20 protein-coding genes are annotated in these 16,177 nt (G+C 59.5%); 11 read left to right on the plus strand and 9 right to left on the minus strand.

The window, feature by feature from the left end; translation table 11 throughout:
* Positions 1-14: 14 nt before the first annotated feature.
* From AB5Y86_RS12545 to AB5Y86_RS12570, 6 genes are all read right to left on the minus strand, one after another.
* Positions 15-1,454, minus strand: a complete 1,440-nt coding sequence (locus AB5Y86_RS12545; RefSeq protein WP_005336331.1) for an RNA polymerase factor sigma-54 — start codon at positions 1,452-1,454, stop codon at positions 15-17.
* Positions 1,455-1,519: 65 nt separating this feature from the next.
* Positions 1,520-2,245 (minus strand): LPS export ABC transporter ATP-binding protein, encoded by a 726-nt coding sequence (gene lptB, locus AB5Y86_RS12550; protein ID WP_005336333.1) that lies wholly within the window; start codon positions 2,243-2,245, stop codon positions 1,520-1,522.
* Positions 2,246-2,248: 3 nt separating this feature from the next.
* Entirely contained in the window at positions 2,249-2,776 is a 528-nt protein-coding gene (lptA, locus tag AB5Y86_RS12555; RefSeq protein ID WP_040068817.1) for a lipopolysaccharide transport periplasmic protein LptA, read from the minus strand.
* Positions 2,763-3,323 carry an LPS export ABC transporter periplasmic protein LptC gene (lptC, locus tag AB5Y86_RS12560; protein ID WP_047438732.1) on the minus strand — a complete coding sequence of 187 codons (561 nt, stop codon included), beginning with the start codon at positions 3,321-3,323 and terminating at the stop codon, positions 2,763-2,765. The genes lptA and lptC overlap by 14 nt, the downstream gene beginning before the upstream one ends.
* The gene (kdsC, locus tag AB5Y86_RS12565; RefSeq protein ID WP_201907782.1) at positions 3,320-3,874 is read right to left on the minus strand and encodes a 3-deoxy-manno-octulosonate-8-phosphatase KdsC; all 555 of its coding nucleotides are present in this window, start codon (positions 3,872-3,874) and stop codon (positions 3,320-3,322) included. Before kdsC ends, lptC begins: the two co-directional genes overlap by 4 nt.
* Positions 3,874-4,869, minus strand: coding sequence for a KpsF/GutQ family sugar-phosphate isomerase (locus AB5Y86_RS12570; RefSeq protein WP_005336342.1), 996 nt, complete (start codon positions 4,867-4,869; stop codon positions 3,874-3,876). Before AB5Y86_RS12570 ends, kdsC begins: the two co-directional genes overlap by 1 nt.
* A gap of 207 nt (positions 4,870-5,076) precedes the next feature.
* On the opposite strand from AB5Y86_RS12570, the gene mlaF reads away from it, so the two are divergent.
* The 7 genes from mlaF to murA are packed head-to-tail and all read left to right on the plus strand — an operon-like array spanning position 5,077 to position 9,597.
* Positions 5,077-5,877, plus strand: coding sequence for a phospholipid ABC transporter ATP-binding protein MlaF (gene mlaF, locus AB5Y86_RS12575; RefSeq protein ID WP_005336343.1), 801 nt, complete (start codon positions 5,077-5,079; stop codon positions 5,875-5,877).
* Positions 5,877-6,656 carry a lipid asymmetry maintenance ABC transporter permease subunit MlaE gene (mlaE, locus tag AB5Y86_RS12580; RefSeq protein ID WP_005336345.1) on the plus strand — a complete coding sequence of 260 codons (780 nt, stop codon included), beginning with the start codon at positions 5,877-5,879 and terminating at the stop codon, positions 6,654-6,656. The genes mlaF and mlaE overlap by 1 nt, the downstream gene beginning before the upstream one ends.
* A gap of 7 nt (positions 6,657-6,663) precedes the next feature.
* Complete coding sequence (mlaD, locus tag AB5Y86_RS12585) at positions 6,664-7,161, plus strand: outer membrane lipid asymmetry maintenance protein MlaD (protein ID WP_005336348.1); 498 nt, start codon at positions 6,664-6,666, stop codon at positions 7,159-7,161.
* Between the two features lie 2 nt (positions 7,162-7,163).
* Entirely contained in the window at positions 7,164-7,796 is a 633-nt protein-coding gene (locus AB5Y86_RS12590; RefSeq protein ID WP_005336350.1) for a phospholipid-binding protein MlaC, read from the plus strand.
* Positions 7,793-8,065 carry a lipid asymmetry maintenance protein MlaB gene (locus AB5Y86_RS12595; protein ID WP_194495606.1) on the plus strand — a complete coding sequence of 91 codons (273 nt, stop codon included), beginning with the start codon at positions 7,793-7,795 and terminating at the stop codon, positions 8,063-8,065. The genes AB5Y86_RS12590 and AB5Y86_RS12595 overlap by 4 nt, the downstream gene beginning before the upstream one ends.
* Positions 8,065-8,322 (plus strand): BolA family iron metabolism protein IbaG, encoded by a 258-nt coding sequence (ibaG, locus tag AB5Y86_RS12600; protein ID WP_005306001.1) that lies wholly within the window; start codon positions 8,065-8,067, stop codon positions 8,320-8,322. The genes AB5Y86_RS12595 and ibaG overlap by 1 nt, the downstream gene beginning before the upstream one ends.
* An 18-nt stretch (positions 8,323-8,340) precedes the next feature.
* On the plus strand, positions 8,341-9,597 hold the full coding sequence (gene murA, locus AB5Y86_RS12605; protein ID WP_368192975.1) for a UDP-N-acetylglucosamine 1-carboxyvinyltransferase: 1,257 nt from the start codon (positions 8,341-8,343) through the stop codon (positions 9,595-9,597).
* An 87-nt stretch (positions 9,598-9,684) separates the two neighbouring features.
* Here murA and pmbA read toward each other — a convergent pair whose 3' ends face one another.
* Positions 9,685-11,028 (minus strand): metalloprotease PmbA, encoded by a 1,344-nt coding sequence (gene pmbA, locus AB5Y86_RS12610; RefSeq protein ID WP_139463640.1) that lies wholly within the window; start codon positions 11,026-11,028, stop codon positions 9,685-9,687.
* 113 nt (positions 11,029-11,141) lie between these two features.
* Here pmbA and yjgA point away from each other — a divergent pair, with 113 nt between their 5' ends.
* Both yjgA and AB5Y86_RS12620 read left to right on the plus strand, forming a co-directional pair.
* Complete coding sequence (gene yjgA, locus AB5Y86_RS12615) at positions 11,142-11,666, plus strand: ribosome biogenesis factor YjgA (RefSeq protein ID WP_368192976.1); 525 nt, start codon at positions 11,142-11,144, stop codon at positions 11,664-11,666.
* 397 nt (positions 11,667-12,063) lie between these two features.
* Positions 12,064-12,846 (plus strand): gamma-glutamyl-gamma-aminobutyrate hydrolase family protein, encoded by a 783-nt coding sequence (locus AB5Y86_RS12620; protein WP_368192977.1) that lies wholly within the window; start codon positions 12,064-12,066, stop codon positions 12,844-12,846.
* A gap of 12 nt (positions 12,847-12,858) precedes the next feature.
* On the opposite strand, the gene AB5Y86_RS12625 is transcribed toward AB5Y86_RS12620, so the two are convergent.
* On the minus strand, positions 12,859-13,242 hold the full coding sequence (locus tag AB5Y86_RS12625; RefSeq protein WP_040069030.1) for a hypothetical protein: 384 nt from the start codon (positions 13,240-13,242) through the stop codon (positions 12,859-12,861).
* Positions 13,243-13,387: 145 nt separating this feature from the next.
* Here AB5Y86_RS12625 and AB5Y86_RS12630 point away from each other — a divergent pair, with 145 nt between their 5' ends.
* Entirely contained in the window at positions 13,388-14,914 is a 1,527-nt protein-coding gene (locus AB5Y86_RS12630) for a cyclic nucleotide-binding domain-containing protein (protein WP_005356684.1), read from the plus strand.
* 45 nt (positions 14,915-14,959) lie between these two features.
* Positions 14,960-15,358: an STY0301 family protein gene (locus AB5Y86_RS12635; protein ID WP_368192978.1), complete on the plus strand. Its 399-nt coding sequence runs from the start codon at positions 14,960-14,962 to the stop codon at positions 15,356-15,358.
* Between the two features lie 76 nt (positions 15,359-15,434).
* Here AB5Y86_RS12635 and AB5Y86_RS12640 read toward each other — a convergent pair whose 3' ends face one another.
* Positions 15,435-16,145 carry an HAD-IA family hydrolase gene (locus tag AB5Y86_RS12640; RefSeq protein ID WP_338710927.1) on the minus strand — a complete coding sequence of 237 codons (711 nt, stop codon included), beginning with the start codon at positions 16,143-16,145 and terminating at the stop codon, positions 15,435-15,437.
* Positions 16,146-16,177 lie beyond the last annotated feature (32 nt).

Here is a 16,177-nt window from a genome sequence, read left to right on the forward strand (position 1 = left end):
ATCCTTTTGTTTGCCTAAACCAGGCGTTTGCGCTGATTGGAAGGTGGGATAAACAAGGATTCGCGATACTTAGCGATCGTGCGTCTCGCCACCATAATACCCTGTTCGGCCAGCAAATCCGCGATCTTGCTATCACTTAACGGCTTGGCAGGATTCTCTGCCGTGACCAGCTTCTTGATGAGCGCGCGAATTGCGGTCGATGAGCACTCTCCTCCTCCTTCGGTGTTCACATGGCTGGAGAAAAAAAACTTCAATTCGAAGATACCACGGGGGGTATGCATGTACTTCTGGGTCGTCACCCGGGAGATGGTCGACTCATGCATCTCTACCGCTTCGGCGATGTCATTGAGCACCATCGGCTTCATCGCCTCTTCACCATACTCGAAAAAGCCCTGTTGCTGCTCGACAATGCAACTGGCCACTTTCAGCAGGGTGTCATTGCGACTTTCCAGGCTCTTGATGAACCACTTGGCTTCCTGCAAATGGGAGCGGATAAACTGGGTGTCGGTGCTGCTGCGGGCGTTGCGGGCCATGGCGGCATAGGTCTCGTTGACCCGGATGCGGGGGGCGGAGTCGGGATTGAGCTCGACCACCCACTTGCTACCCTTCTTGACCACGGAGACGTCGGGGATCACGTACTGGGAGTCGCTCTGGATGATGCCGTTGCCGGGACGCGGCTCCAGCAGCTGGATCAGATCCAGCACCTCCTTGAGGTCGCTCTCTTTGAGTTTTGTCTTGCGAGCGAGGGTGCGGTAATCCCGGTTGCCGAGCAGCTCCATGTGCTCGAGGATCACCTCTTTGGCCTCGTTGAGCCAGGGGGTCTGCGGGTCATACTGATCCAGCTGGATCAGCAAACACTCCTGCACAGAACGGGCAGCAATGCCGACCGGATCGAAGTGCTGCACCCGCTTGAGTACCGCCTCGACCTCATCGAGTTCCACCTCTACGTCATCGCTGGTGACGGCAGCCTGGATATCCTCCAGCGCAACGGTCAGATAACCGGATTCGTCGATGGCATCGATGATGGCGAGCGCGATGGCAGCATCCACATCGCTGAACGGTGTGAGCCGCATCTGCCACAGCAGATAATCCTGCAGGTTTTCGGTAGTTTCACCCTGATAGACGCTATCTTCCCCATCATGGATGGGGCCCGCGCTCTGGGCGGTGCCGGCAGAGTAAACCTCGTCCCAGGTGGTATCCACCGGCAACTCGTCCGGCATCTGCTCCTGGGCCATGGCATCGCTGGAATCCAGCTGGCTGGCATCGACCGGCGCTTCCGGACTGGTCTCTTGCGCCTCGCTCTCTTCCTGCTCCAGCAGAGGGTTGTTTTCGAGCGCTTGCTGAATTTCCTGCTGAAGTTCCAGAGTGGAGAGCTGGAGCAGACGAATCGCTTGTTGTAATTGCGGCGTCATGGTCAGGGACTGACCGAGACGCAACTGTAATGTCGGCTTCATCTACGTCGGGATATCCTTATGTTCAGCGAGGCACTCGTCAAAGGAAATGAAGGCATGCCCCCTTACTATAGACTGAATTGATCGCCCAAATAGACGCGCTTGACCTGCTCATCGGCAAGGATGTCAGCCGGTGCACCTTCGGCAATCATCTTGCCGTGGCTGACGATATAGGCCTTCTCACATACGTCCAGAGTCTCTCTGACGTTGTGGTCGGTAATCAAGACGCCAAGGCCTCTATCTTTCAGATGCTGAATGATCTTCTTGATGTCTATCACAGAAATCGGGTCAACCCCTGCAAAGGGTTCATCCAGCAGAATAAAACGCGGCTCGGCCGCCAGCGCACGGGCGATCTCGACCCGACGGCGCTCACCGCCGGAGAGGCTCTGCCCCAGGTTGTCGCGAATGTGGGTGATGTTGAACTCTTCCAGCAGTTGCTGAACCTTGTCCTCACGCTCCTCACGGCTCAACCCCTTGCGGGTCTGCATCACGCCCATCAGGTTGTCGAACACCGACAGGCGACGGAAGATGGAGGCCTCCTGCGGCAGGTAACCGATGCCGTTGCGGGCCCGCACATGCATGGGCTGCAAGCTGATGTCCTGATCGTCGATGGTGATGAGACCGGCATCGCGCTGTACCAGCCCCACGATCATGTAGAAGGAGGTGGTCTTGCCCGCCCCGTTGGGGCCGAGCAGGCCGACAATCTGGCCGGTGCCCACTTCAAGGCTGACGTCACTCACCACCATGCGGCGCTTGTAGCTCTTCTGCAGGCCCACTGCTTTCAACACTGCCATGGCTTATTTTCCCTGCTTCTTCTGGTCGGCGGGCTTGTCGAAATTCTCTACCTGATCCGGCAGGAACACGGTTTTGACCCGCTGGCTCGGGCTCTTGCTCTCGGCAATCATCTTCTGTTTGACGATGTCGTAGCGGATCAGATCGCCATTGACCTGGCTATCTTCCTGCTTGAGCTGACCGTTGCCGGTGATGGTCACCAGACGGTTCTTCAGCTCGTAGCGGATGGTATTGCCGTGGGCATTGACCGGCTTGCCGTTATCCAGGATCTGGAAGAAGGTGGCGGGTTTGCCGTAGGCAGTCATCACCTCGGCCCCTTTCTCACCGGAACGGGTCACTACCACCTTGTCAGCTTTGATCCGGATGGTGCCCTGATTGATGGTCACATCCTCTTCGAAGGTGATGCGGTTGTCCTGCATCTCGGCCACCTGTTTGACGGCATCGACGTAAACCTTCTCGGCAAAGTCGGACTCTTTGGCAGTCACCGCACCACACAACAACAGGGCTGCGAGGGCCAGATTAGCGTTTTTCATTGAAATAGATGGCATGGCCTTGATCCAGTAACTCAAAATATTTGCGGTCCAGATGGCCCTTGAGGCCAACCCCTTGGGTCTGGAAATCCCGACCCAGAATGTTCACTTCCCGGTTGCTGCGCACATCCTGTGTCACCAGATCCAGCTCCAGATAGGATGTATCCAGTGTGGAGATGAAAGAGGTAGGTAGCAGACCATCCAGATGCACCTTGTCCCGCAGGATGACGTTGTCGCCGGTGTTGAGCACGCCGGTTTCAGCGGTCACCTTCCACTCTGCGGCACCCTGATCGTCATACATGTAGACCACCGGCTTGTCGAAGGTGGCCTGCTCGAGGATTTGATAATACTCGGCGTAGGTCGACTCCAGCCGCTCGGTGCGCTTGCCGTTGATATCAAAACGGGTGGTCACCAGATCTTTGGCGACAAAATCCGGCTGATAGTTTTCGATTTTGACGGCGCTCTCAGGCACCAGCTCAACCTTGCCCAACTGCCAGGCAACCAGCGCGACCAGAAACAGCAGGGCAAACAACAGGGTCTGTCTGCTCATACCGAGGCCTCGGGCTGATAATCGCCGTGGCCCTGCGCCTGCAAAATGAGGTCACACACCTCGCGCACCGCGCCCATGCCACCGCCAAGCCGGGTCACCATATCGGCACGACTCAGCACCAGCGGATGGGCATCGGCCACCGCGATACCCAGGCCGCAAGCGGCCATCACCGGCAGATCGATGGTGTCATCGCCCATATAGGCGGCCTGTTCAGCAGTCAGCCCCAGCTTGGCCAGCAGCGCTTCGAAGTGAGGCAGCTTTTTATCAGCCCCCTGCACCACATGAGCCACCCCCAGGCTTTTCATCCGATCGCTGACGATACGGGAATTGCGCCCGGTGATGATGGCGATCTCGATCCCGGCATTGAGCAACGCTCGCATGCCCGCACCATCGCGGGTACAGAAGGTTTTCAGCTCTTCGCCGTTGTTTCCCATGTAGATGAGGCCGTTGGAGAGCACCCCGTCCACATCGCACACCAGCAGGCGGATTTGCGCCGCCTTCTCAAACTGGCTGCGCGTCACCGGACCATAGAGGGTCGGTACGTTTTGCATCAAATTACTCCGGCTTTCAGCAGGTCGTGCATGTTGAAGGCGCCGAGCGGGCGTTTCTCTTCATCCACGACCAGTAATCCGTTGATTTTTCTCGTTTCCATCAGCTTGACGGCTTCTGCAGCCATCATCTCTGGACCTACGGTAACACAGTTGGCCGTCATTACGCGGCTGATGGGGGTGTGATGGATATCGATCTGCTGGTCAAGAATGCGGCGCAGGTCGCCATCGGTAAAGAGCCCGGCCAGCAGGCCATTGCCATCGACCACTGCCGTCATACCGAGCCCCTTGCGGCTCACTTCCAGCAGCGCCTGGCTGATGGTGGCATCTATCCCTACCCGGGGCAACAGATCGCCACTGTGCATCAGGTCGCCGACCCGCAGCAACAGACGCTTGCCAAGGGAACCGCCCGGGTGAGAGAGGGCGAAGTCATCGGCGGTAAAACCGCGCGCTTCCAGCAGGGCGACCGCCAGGGCATCACCCATCACCAGGGTTGCCGTGGTGCTGGAAGTGGGTGCCAGACCCAGCGGGCAGGCCTCTTTCTCCACCTTGATGCACAGATGCACGTTGGCCTCTTTGGCCATGGTGGAGGCCGGATTACCGGTCATGCAGATGAGCGGAATGCCGCGGCGCTTGAGCACAGGCAGCAGAGCCAGGATTTCGTCGCTCTCACCGGAGTTGGAGATGGCGATAATAAGGTCGCCGCTGGAGATCATCCCCAGATCGCCGTGACTCGCTTCTCCCGGGTGGAGGAAGAAGGCCGGTGTGCCGGTGCTGGCGAGGGTGGCGGCGATCTTGCTGCCGATATGGCCCGATTTGCCCATGCCGGTGACCACTATCTTGCCACCGCAGCGCAGCACCATTTCGCACGCCTTGTCGAAGGCGTCGTTCAGATACTGATAGAGTCCATCAATGGCTTGCTTTTCTGTGTCCAGCACCGCGCGGGCACTGCGACGAAAATCGAACAGTTCAGACACTTTCTCAGGCTTTACAGACATAAAGACACAGCTCCGGGCCGAAATTAGCTGCGGGATTATAAAAAAGTCTGCCCGGATAAGCGAATCGGATGGCAAGTCCTGCTCTCAATGACGCACTTTGTTACAGAAAACTGTCGTGCAAATGGGCTTGCAGCCTGTTCAATAGTTGTTCCTTGCTGTTGCTTAGACCTAGACTACCCCATAAAATTCGCACCTCATTTACACCGGATGGACAATTGTTTGAACAATGACCTGATCACCATCTCCGACCTGACCTTCAGTCACGGAGATCGGCTGTTGTATGACGGGATCAACCTGACCATTCCTCGTGGCAAGGTAACCGCCGTCATGGGCCCGAGCGGCATCGGTAAAACCACCCTGCTGCGGCTGATCGGTGGCCAGCTCAAGCCGGAGTCCGGTCACATTCTGTTTGACGGAGAAGATATCCCCACCCTCTCCCGTTCGCGCCTCTATGAAGTGCGCAAACGGATGAGCATGCTGTTCCAGAGCGGCGCCCTGTTTACCGGCATGACGGTCTACGACAACGTGGCCTTCCCGCTGCGGGAACACTCCGGCCTGCCGGAGGAGCTGATCCACACCATCGTCATGATGAAGCTGCAGGCGGTGGGCTTGCGCGGCGCAGCGAAACTGATGCCCTCCGAGCTCTCCGGCGGCATGGCGCGCCGGGCAGCGCTGGCTCGGGCAATTGCGCTCGATCCTGACCTCATCATGTATGACGAGCCGTTCGTCGGGCAGGACCCCATCACCATGGCGGTGCTGGTCAAGCTGATCAAGGAGCTGAACGATGCCCTCGGCATCACCTCCGTCATCGTCACCCACGATGTGAAAGAGGTGCTGAGCATCGCCGATTACGCCTACATCATCGCCAATCGCAAGGTGGTGGCACACGGCACACCGGATCAGCTACGCGAGGAGCACAATCCCGAAGTCGAGCAGTTCCTCAAAGGATTGCCCGATGGTCCTGTTCCGTTTCATTTTCCGGCAGGCGATCTGCTACAGGATCTCTGATGTTGATAAGTCAAATAAGCAAGCTGGGGCGGGTTGGAGTGCGGTTTATCAGCTCCGTCGGTCGCGCCACCATCATGTTGTTCCATGCGCTGGCGGGCAAACCCGAGCCGCGCAAGCACTTCCCGCTGCTTGTCCAGCAGCTCTATGTGGTGGGTGTGCAGTCGGTGGCCATCATTCTGGTCTCCGGCCTGTTCATCGGCATGGTGCTCTCGCTGCAGGGTTACAACGTATTGAAGGATTTTGGCGCCGAGCAGAGCCTGGGGCCGCTGGTCTCCCTCTCTCTGCTGCGGGAGCTGGGCCCTGTGGTCACGGCACTGCTGTTTGCCGGCCGAGCCGGTTCGGCCCTGACCGCTGAAATTGGCCTGATGAAGGCCACCGAACAGCTTTCAAGCCTAGAGATGATGGCGGTCGACCCACTGCGCCGGGTAGTTGCCCCCCGTTTCTGGGCTGGCGTCATCAGCATGCCGCTGCTGGCCTTTATGTTCAGCCTGATCGGTATCTTCGGCGGCAAGCTGGTCGGTGTGGACTGGCTCGGCGTGGACGAAGGGGGCTTCTGGTCTGCCATGCAGGCCTCCGTCGACTGGCATGAAGACATCATGCAGGGCGCCATCAAGAGCCTGATTTTCGCCCTAGTGGTCACCTGGATTGCGCTCTTTAACGGCTATGATGCCAAGCCGACCTCGGCCGGGATCAGTCAGGCCACGACCCGAACTGTGGTCCACTCATCCCTCGCCGTGCTCGGCCTGGATTTTATACTCACTGCAGTCATGTTTGGATAAGGTAAAGATGAAGTTCAGCAAAGTAGAATTCCTGGTCGGCACCTTCATGCTGGCTGGCATCGGTGCCATTCTGGCACTGGCCCTGCAAGTGGCCGGTTTGAGCTTCAAACCGGAAGGAGAAACCTATACCCTGCGCGCGCATTTCGATAATATCGGCGGCCTGAAAGTCCGTTCGCCGGTCAAGGTCGGCGGCGTGGTGGTCGGTCGGGTCAGCGACATCGTACTGGACCCGAAAACCCAGGTGCCCGAAGTGACCCTGATGATGCAAAAGAGCGCTGGCGAGTTCGCCGATACCAGCTCCCTCTCCATCCTCACTTCCGGTCTGCTCGGCGAGCAGTACATCGGTCTGGCCCCCGGCTTCAGCGATGAGGAGATGGGCACCGAGATGCTCAAGGATGGCGACCTGATTGAAGACACCAAATCCGCCATCGTGCTGGAAGATCTGATTGGCAAGTTCCTCTACAGCCAATCCTCCGACAGCAAATCAGACAGCAAGAAGGAGTAACCATGTTCAAGAAAATCGCCCTGCTGCTGGGTCTGATGACCAGCATGCTCTTTTCCCTGTCTGCCCAGGCCGCAGTCGATGCCACCGATCCCAACGCGCTGGTGGATCAGGCTGCCAAGCAGACCTTTGCCCGCCTGAAAGCCGATCAGGCCCAAGTGAAGAGCAATCCGGATCACCTGCGGGTGATCATCCGCGAAGAGCTGCTGCCCTATGTGGACAACCGCTTCGCCGCCTACAAGGTGCTTGGCAACCAGATTAAAGAGACTACCGAAGCGCAGCGCAATGCCTTCGTCGAGGTGTTCACCGAGTACATGGTGAGCTCCTACGCCGATGCGCTGGCCCATTTTGACAAGCAGACCGTCAAGGTCGAGCCGGGCAAAGCTCCCAGCGGCAACATCACCGCCGTCAACGTCAGCGTGAAAGAGGCCGGCAAGCCGGACATCTTCCTCGAGTTCAAACTGCGCAAGAACAACAAGACCGGCGAGTGGAAAGCCTTCGACATGGTGGCCGAGGGGATCAGCCTGCTCTCCGCCAAACAGAGCGAGCTGGGCGGCCTCATTCGCCAGAATGGCATCGATGCGGTGATCGCCCAGTTGCGCGAACACAACGCCAAGCCGCTGGTACTCAAACCATGACCCTCAGCGGTGATCTGCAGGCGCCACAGGTCAATGACCTGTGGCAACGCCGCGCCGAATGGTGGCAGGACGACCAGCTCGAGCTCGGCGGCGTCACCACCCTCGACTCTGCCGGACTGGCCCTGCTGGTCAAATGGGCCAAAGCCGTATTAGCGCGAGGCGCCACACCGCAGCTGGTGGGCGCCTCCAGTGATTTCTATACCCTGGCCAACCTCTACGGGGTGGCCGGGCTGTTTCAGTCAACCCCGCTCACAACTGAGGACGCATAATGCAAGTCTCTGAAATTGAAGCGATACTCCTTGAGGCTCTGCCATTGTCCGAAGTCCATGTCAAAGGGGACGGTAGTCACTACCAAGTGATCGCCGTCGGTGACATGTTTGACGGCATGAGCCGGGTCAAGAAGCAGCAGGCCATCTATGCCCCGCTGATGGACAAGATCGCCAGCAACGCCATTCACGCCCTCTCCATCAAGGCGTTCACCGACGCCGAGTGGAAACGCGAACGTAAATTCCTATTGCCCTCCTGATTTGGTAACGAAGTAAAAATGGACAAATTCAAAATCGATGGTCGTTGTACTCTCAACGGCGAAGTGACCATCTCCGGCGCCAAAAACGCTGCCCTGCCGATCCTGTTCGCGACCCTGCTCTGTGATGAAGAGGTACACCTCTCCAACGTGCCGCGCCTGAAAGATGTGGGCACCACCATCAAGCTGCTGGAGATGCTGGGCGCGACCACCAAGGTCAACGGCAACGTCACCGTGCTGACCGGTGCGGTGAACAACCACGTCGCCCCCTACGAGCTGGTGAAGACCATGCGCGCCTCCATTCTGGCGCTGGGCCCGCTGGCTGCCCGTTTCGGCGCCGCTGATGTCTCCCTGCCCGGCGGTTGCGCCATCGGTGCCCGTCCGGTCAACCTGCACGTCCACGGCCTGGAGCTGATGGGCGCCAAGATCACCATCGAAGATGGTTACATCAAGGCCCGTGTCGATGGCCGCCTGAAAGGCGCCCACATCCTGATGGATATGGTCTCCGTGACCGGTACCGAAAACCTGATGATGGCCGCCACTCTGGCTGAAGGCCGCACCGTGATCGAAAACGCTGCGCGCGAGCCGGAAGTGGTCGATCTGGCCAACTTCCTCAATACCCTGGGTGCCAAGATTCAAGGCGCGGGCACCGACACCCTGACCATCGACGGTGTCGAGCGTCTGCACGGCGGCAACTACAGTGTGCAGCCTGACCGCATCGAAACCGGTACTTTCCTGGTGGGTGCAGCGGTCACCGGCGGCAAGATCACCTGCCGCAAGACCGACCCGACCCTGCTGGAAGCGGTACTGGTCAAGCTGGAAGAGGCTGGCGCCCTGATTGAGAAGGGTGAAGACTGGATCACCCTCGACATGACTGGCCGCACCCTCAAGCCGGTCACCATCAAGACTGCCCCCTACCCGGCCTTCCCGACCGACATGCAGGCACAGTTCACTGTGCTGAACGCCGTCGCCAAAGGCACCGGCATGGTCACCGAGACCATCTTCGAGAACCGCTTCATGCACGTTCCCGAACTGGTACGGATGGGTGCAGACATCGAACTGCAGGGCAATGTGGCCATCTGCCGTGACACCGAGCAACTCAAGGGTGCCCAGGTGATGGCGACCGATCTGCGCGCCTCCGCCAGTCTGGTACTGGCCGGCTTCGTAGCCGAAGGTTCCACCATCGTCGACCGTATCTATCACATCGACCGTGGCTACGAAGACATCGAGCAGAAGCTGCAGGGTCTGGGTGGCCGCATCAAGCGCATCAAGGGCTGATAGCCCCCTGATCGCTGGCCGATAAAAAGGCCCCCTCGCGTTGGCGAGGGGGCCTTTTTCATGGTTTCGGTTCTGTTGAAACCGGGATCAGTGACCCGCCAGCTTCATATTCTCTACCAGCACCGAGCCGGTCTTGAGACTGGAGCGCTCATCCTCGTCACGACCTACCGCCACGATATGGCTGAACATCTCGGCCAGATTGCCGGCGATGGTGATCTCCTCGACCGGATAGGCTATCTCGCCATTCTCGACCCAGAAACCAGCAGCACCGCGGGAGTAGTCACCATTGACGATATTGACCCCCTGCCCCATCAACTCGGTCACCAGCAGACCAGTGCCCATCTCTTTCAGCATGCCCTGAAAATCCTGGCCAGTATTGGAGACCTGCCAGTTGTGGATGCCACCGGCATGACCCGTAGTAGTCAGCCCCAGCTTGCGAGCGGAGTAGGAGGTAAGCAGCCAGCTCATCAGCTCGCCGTTACGGATGATATCCATGTCACGGGTACGCACCCCTTCGCCATCGAACGGGGTACTGGCAAGCCCGCCCAGCAGGTGGGGGAACTCCTGAATGGTGAGCCACTCGGGCAGGATCTGCTTGCCCAATTTGTCGAGCAGGAAGCTCGACTTGCGATAGAGGTTGCCGCCGCTGATGGCCATCACCAGATGGCCCCACAGACCGGAGGCAGTGTCTGGGTGGAACAGCACCGGCGCATGACGGGTAGAGATCTTGCGGGCGCCGAGGCGGGAGACGGTACGCTCAACGGCTTCGTCGGCAATGCGCTGCGGGCTCCAGAGCCCGTCGAGGGTACGGCTGGAGGAGTAGCCGTAATCACGCTGCATGTCGCCATCCTGCTCGCCGATCAGCACGCAGCTCAGAGAGTTGCGCGACGCCGCGTAGCCTTTGACGAAGCCGTGGCTGTTGCCATAGACCTTGATGCCAAGATGGCTGGAGAAACCGGCGCCGTCGGAGTGCTTGATACGGGCATCGCGACCAAGCGCCAGCCGCTCGCACTCGATGGCCAGCTCGATGCCGCGCTGGGGATCCAGTTCGATTTGGTGGCACAGTTGTAGATCGGGGGCATCCCAGGCCAGCAGCTCGGCGTCCGCCAGACCGGCGCAATCATCGGCCGAGGTGTGGCGGGCAATCTCGATGGCCGCTTCAACGGCGGCACGAATGGCGGGTTTGCCCAGATCGGTGGTCGAGGAAGATCCCTTGCAACCATCGCGATAGACGGCGATACCGAGGGCGCCATCCTTATTGAATTCAATGCTTTCTAGTTCACAACCCCGGGTGTTCACCGACAACCCGGTCTGCTTGCTGATGGAGACTTCGGCCAGCGAGGCGCCCAGTCCTTTGGCTATCTCCAGGGCTTCGGCAACCACGGCCTCGAGATGGGCTTGATCCTGGCGGATTTGGTCTTGCTGATCCATAACTCACATCTGTATGAAAGAAGGAAAGGGGGTAAGCATATCAGACCCCTGCGCCCAGCGGGAGAAGCTGGTAACATATCCGCCAAACGTGAATGACAGGAATCAAGAGACCGATGAGTCAATATCAAGACGACAACGAGTTCGAAGACTGGGGCCCCAGCAAGAGCCAGCTCAAGCGCGATGCCGAAGCATTGCAGAAAATGGGGGAAGAGATCGTCTCCCTCAGCCACAGCGAGCTGGAAAAAATCCCGTTGGATGAAGAGCTTGCAGAAGCTGTCGAGCTGGGTCGCAAACTCAAGCCGAAGAAGGATGAGTCCTTCCGTCGCCATCTGCAGTTCATCGGCCGCCTGATGCGCAGCCGCGATATCAAGCCGATTGCCGAAGCGCTCTCTATCATCAAGAACCGTCACTCCACCGTGAATGCCCGCCTGCATCGGCTGGAGCAGTGGCGAGAGCGCCTGATCACCGAAGGTGACAGCGCCCTCAACGAGCTGATGTCCCAGTTCCACGAGCTGGATCGCCAGAAGCTGCGCCAGCTGATCCGCTCTGCCAACAAGGAGCGGGAGCTGAACAAGCCGCCGGTCGCCTACCGCGAGATGTACCAGTATCTGCGCGGCGAGATCGAAGACCTGCTGTGATCCCCGAAACACGCCTCCCCTCGGGGAGGCGTGTTTCTATTGATGCCTTTTCCTCTCCACATCCCCCCGCCATCCCTGCGCGTTTAATATATCCACCATTTTGCTACCCCAGCCATAACGGCCCATCTCAACAACCCCGTTAAATCGCCGCTTCAGAGCAGACCAAAACAGACATGTTAACAATTTGGTATCATTTTGTTTGACATATTGAACGGCCTTGGCAGACTGAAGAGAGGATCCATGCCGTCGCTGCCCAGGCTGACCAACGATTCTGCCACCCGGCCCGACGCGGGATCCCATGACCATGCCTTGAGGCATGCCCTTGCCCTGCCGGTTTGCAAGGGCCTGCCCAAGGCGCAGGATGAGACTTCAACGCCAAGGATAATCAAGGTGCCCTATGCCAAATCCCCTGCCTCCCGCTCCCCGTAAACCTGTCGTACTGATGACCATGGGCGCCCAGCCCCGCAACGGCCACGCCTATCAGGTGATGACCCACAAATACATCATGCCGCTGGTGGAGATAAGCGGCTGCGTCCCGCTGCTGGTGCCCACCTGCTGCGGCACCACCGATCTGGAGCAGTATCTGGATCTCGCCGATGGGGTCTATCTGAGCGGCGCCGGCTCCAATATCGATCCGGCCCTCTACGGTCAGGAGAACCTCACGCCAGAAAAACAGCAAGACAGGGATCGCGACCTGTTCGATCTGCCCCTCATCAAGGGGGCGCTCGCCCGTGGCTTGCCGATCCTCGGTATCTGCCGCGGAATGCAGGAGATCAACGTGGCGCTGGGGGGAGACATCCATCAGAAGGTCTACAGCGAGCCGGGTTATGACGATCACCGGGAGGATGCCGACGATCCGGTCGACGAGCAGTATGGGCCGAGCCATCAGATCAAACTGCTGCCCGGCAGCTGGTTTGCCGAACTGATGGGGGAAGAACAGATTCCGGTCAACTCCCTGCATGGACAGGGCATCAACCGGTTGGGGAAGGGTCTGGAGCCGTTGGCCCACGCCGAAGATGGGCTGATAGAGGCACTTCATGCTCCCGCACTGTCACCCTTTTTGCTGGCAGTGCAGTGGCATCCGGAGTGGAAAGCCAATGAAAACCCCCACTCCATCAAGATCTTTCAAGCCTTTGGCGATGCCTGCCGCCAACGCAGTGCATTGATGGCAGCGAGGTAATCCCTCATCGATTCAGTCGCCAAACCCGCGCGCCTTGAGCTTGGGCAGTCCGCCCCGCTCGGGGCGCAGGGTACGGCAGATATCCATCCCCTTGAGCCCGCGCTGGATATGGTCAGGCGAATGGCCAAACACCATACCGTTGCTGCGGTAGAGGTTGTTGTCGTCCAGCTCGAACTTCTCGCCGCCGATCAGCAACTGCTCGCGGCCATTGACCGTGTCACCCCGCTTGATGGGCACCTTCATATCACTCAGCACCTCGCCGGTGGCGCACCCCTCGCGCCAGCGTGCCTCGCTGGAGAAGGGGGTAATGGCTATTTCACGCCAGGAACCATCCCGGAATTCGACCCGATACTTCTCGGCCAGCAGATCGCAGCCAGCCAATGGCAACAGGGCCATCAAACAGATGATTTTCTTTGAAAATTTCACTCAATCGCACTCCTTTACCCGGTTCTGCACAGGATAAATAAATTGCCGCCCCAACGCACCATTTCCCCGCGCCGCAGCAGCTATGCTGGAAATAAAACCACAATAAGGTGCTGCTATGGCTGGCGAAAACCTCACCGCGCTACCGACGCTGATCTGGATTGGCGAACACCCGTTCTGGACCCTGCTCACCCTCTCCCTGATGCTGATCCACTTCTGGCGCCGTCCGGGACAGCGACGGGAGCTGCTCTCCGAGCTCAGTTTCGTGATGATAAGCGCGGTGGTGATCCTGCTGATCCAGCTGGAAGGGGGCTGGTTCAAACTGCCGCTGCCCCATCAATTGCTGATCGAGATTTCAACCCTGCTGGCCGGCCTGATACTGGTCAAGATATGGGGGATCCTGCTGTTCGAGTTTCTGCTCCCCCTCTGCCATGTGCGGATCCCGCGGATCATCGCCGATATCGTCATCACCATCGGCTATATCGGCTGGGGTCTGTTTCGCCTCTACGCCTCCGGCATGGCGCTCGGGGAGATAGTCACCACCTCGGCGGTCATCACCGCGGTCATCGCCTTCGCCATGCAGGACACCCTTGGCAACCTGTTGGCCGGGGTCTCCATTCAGCTCGACAACTCCATCGCCATCGGTGACTGGCTGCAAGTCGACACCACCCAGGGCCGGGTAGTGGAGATCAACTGGCGTGCTACCACCATCGAGACCCGCAACTGGGAAACTGTGGTTATCCCCAACAGCCATCTGCTCAAACAGCGCTTCACCGTGCTCGGGCGTCGCCGTGGCGAGCCGCTGCAGTGGCGGCGCTGGGTCTGGTTCGATCTGACCCTGGATACCCTGCCGACCCAGATCATCGCCCTGATCGAGAAATCCCTGCGAGAGACCAAGCTCCCCTGCGTCGCCAAGCATCCGCAACCGGACTGCCTGCTGATGAACGTCGAAGGAGGGATTGCCCGCTATGCAGTGCGCTACTGGCTCACTGACCTGGCTCGCGACGATCCGACCGACTCCATGGTGCGCAGCCTTATCGATGCCGCCCTGCGCCGCAACGATCGCCGCCTCACCCCGCCGATCTTCAACGTCTTTATGGCCAAGGAGAAGCAGCATCTGGATGCCCGCCACAAGCGCCACACCGCCGAACGAACCGATACCCTGCGCAAGCTGCCGCTGTTTGCCATGTTGCAGGAGAACGAGCTGCTCCAGCTGGCCGATCAGGTGAAGTTCGCCCCCTTCGTCAGCGGCGACATCATGCTGGAGCAGGGGGATGTCTCCAGCTGGCTGTTCGTGCTGGTCAAAGGGGAGGCCGAGATGGTGGTCAATGTCGAAGGGCGAGAGCTGAAGCTTGGTACGCTCAACGCGGGGGACTTTTTTGGCGAACTGAGCCTGCTCACCGGCGAGCCCAGCTCCTTCACGGTACGGGCGGTGGCCACCGTCGAAACCTATCGCATCAATCAGGCAATGTTTCAGGAGCTGGTGATGCAGCGCGAGGCGCTGGTCGAGCCCCTCTACCGGGTGCTGAGCGACCGCCAGCAGGAGCAGCGGGCGCTGCTGGAGCGGGAGGCGGAAGCCATGAAACAGCCACCACAACAGCTTGATCTGCTTGATAAACTGATGAAGCTGTTCGGGGGCAGATGACGTAGCATGGCATCTTGTTGAGGACGTGAAGAGAGAACAGCAGCCATGTTACTGACAACCCTGGCCCTTGCCACCAGCCTGCAATTTTATTGTCCCGCCACCATCGAGAGTCGCCAACAGCTGCTGACCCCGCAGCAGGGCTGGCAGGCGTTCACCCGCAATGACGATGGCAAACCGGACGAAACCCTCAGCCACCGACTCGATAATCTGGCCCTGTTCGACGGAGATCCTGCCGAGCTGGCCCAACTCAAACCGGATAATGGCGACAGCGACGAAATCCACTACTGGAGCCAGCTCGATGGCAGCCTGCGCCCGCTCTATCTGGTCTGCCGCTATCAGAACAGCGCCATCACCCTGCAGCAGGCGCTGCCCGTCGGCATCAGCTACTGCCGCGTCAACCAGCGCGACCGCTACACCCTGCTCGGGCTGATTTGCCGCAAATAGCGGTCGTGACCCCTTGCCATATATCGCTATTCGCTGACAGCCATTACCGCCTGAGCCGGGCCACCCGCCAGCGCCATCAGAGCAGCAGCTCGGCCAGCTCCTCCAGTGCCGTCAGCTCCACGTCCGGCAACAGTTGCAGCTGTTGCCACGGTTGCTGCCGCTCGTTGAGCCAGGCGGCGCGAAAGCCGTGCCAGCGGGCACCCAGTACATCGGTCTCGGGATGATCCCCCACATGGAGGATCCGCTCTGCTGGCAGCTTGAGGGCACTGCGGGTCTGCTCAAACATATCCGGCGCCGGTTTCATTCTGGCGCCCGCCCCCGCCTTGCAGACCAGCGTGAAGTAGCGATCCAGCCCAGCCTGAACCAGATCCAGATTGCCGTTGGTGATGACCACCAGCGGGTAGCGTTCGGCTAGTCTGGCCAGCAGCTGATGAGTGGACTCGCTCACCTCGATCTTCGAGCGCTCTGCCAGAAACGCAGCAAACACCTGCTCCGCCTCGCGGCTGGCCTGCTGGTCGGCCATCCCCCCCTCGACCATGGCGGCGTGGATGGTCTGCTGGCGCGCCAGACTGACATCGTGGCGCAGCTCGGGCCTGGCCAGCAACACGGTGCGTTTTAGCTCCAGCCAGCGCGGCTTGTCGAGCATGGCGGTGGCCAGATATTCGCTGCGCAGATGGCTCAGCATCCACTGCTCGGCGCGCACGATGGCGGGGCCGTTGTCATAGAGGGTGTCATCGAGGTCAAACGAGATGGCAGCAACCGGCTGCCAGCGGCGATAGAAGTGCATGGACTCTCCTCTGCAACGGGGCTCAGGGCCCG

It is taken from the genome of Aeromonas sp. s8 (assembly GCF_040907785.1).
Taxonomy (GTDB): domain Bacteria; phylum Pseudomonadota; class Gammaproteobacteria; order Enterobacterales; family Aeromonadaceae; genus Aeromonas; species Aeromonas veronii.

Coding starts and splice junctions, on each gene's coding strand:
- AB5Y86_RS12590 (WP_005336350.1), top strand. CDS start 7,164: ATGTTCAAGAAAATCGCCCTGCTGCTGGGTCTGATGACCAGCATGCTC.
- AB5Y86_RS12570 (WP_005336342.1), bottom strand. CDS start 4,869: ATGTCTGTAAAGCCTGAGAAAGTGTCTGAACTGTTCGATTTTCGTCGC.
- lptA (WP_040068817.1), bottom strand. CDS start 2,776: ATGAAAAACGCTAATCTGGCCCTCGCAGCCCTGTTGTTGTGTGGTGCG.
- yjgA (WP_368192976.1), top strand. CDS start 11,142: ATGAGTCAATATCAAGACGACAACGAGTTCGAAGACTGGGGCCCCAGC.
- mlaF (WP_005336343.1), top strand. CDS start 5,077: ATGGACAATTGTTTGAACAATGACCTGATCACCATCTCCGACCTGACC.
- mlaE (WP_005336345.1), top strand. CDS start 5,877: ATGTTGATAAGTCAAATAAGCAAGCTGGGGCGGGTTGGAGTGCGGTTT.
- lptC (WP_047438732.1), bottom strand. CDS start 3,323: ATGAGCAGACAGACCCTGTTGTTTGCCCTGCTGTTTCTGGTCGCGCTG.
- AB5Y86_RS12635 (WP_368192978.1), top strand. CDS start 14,960: ATGTTACTGACAACCCTGGCCCTTGCCACCAGCCTGCAATTTTATTGT.
- pmbA (WP_139463640.1), bottom strand. CDS start 11,028: ATGGATCAGCAAGACCAAATCCGCCAGGATCAAGCCCATCTCGAGGCC.
- AB5Y86_RS12620 (WP_368192977.1), top strand. CDS start 12,064: ATGCCAAATCCCCTGCCTCCCGCTCCCCGTAAACCTGTCGTACTGATG.
- AB5Y86_RS12630 (WP_005356684.1), top strand. CDS start 13,388: ATGGCTGGCGAAAACCTCACCGCGCTACCGACGCTGATCTGGATTGGC.
- AB5Y86_RS12595 (WP_194495606.1), top strand. CDS start 7,793: ATGACCCTCAGCGGTGATCTGCAGGCGCCACAGGTCAATGACCTGTGG.
- mlaD (WP_005336348.1), top strand. CDS start 6,664: ATGAAGTTCAGCAAAGTAGAATTCCTGGTCGGCACCTTCATGCTGGCT.
- AB5Y86_RS12625 (WP_040069030.1), bottom strand. CDS start 13,242: ATGGCCCTGTTGCCATTGGCTGGCTGCGATCTGCTGGCCGAGAAGTAT.
- lptB (WP_005336333.1), bottom strand. CDS start 2,245: ATGGCAGTGTTGAAAGCAGTGGGCCTGCAGAAGAGCTACAAGCGCCGC.
- kdsC (WP_201907782.1), bottom strand. CDS start 3,874: ATGCAAAACGTACCGACCCTCTATGGTCCGGTGACGCGCAGCCAGTTT.
- AB5Y86_RS12640 (WP_338710927.1), bottom strand. CDS start 16,145: ATGCACTTCTATCGCCGCTGGCAGCCGGTTGCTGCCATCTCGTTTGAC.
- murA (WP_368192975.1), top strand. CDS start 8,341: ATGGACAAATTCAAAATCGATGGTCGTTGTACTCTCAACGGCGAAGTG.
- ibaG (WP_005306001.1), top strand. CDS start 8,065: ATGCAAGTCTCTGAAATTGAAGCGATACTCCTTGAGGCTCTGCCATTG.
- AB5Y86_RS12545 (WP_005336331.1), bottom strand. CDS start 1,454: ATGAAGCCGACATTACAGTTGCGTCTCGGTCAGTCCCTGACCATGACG.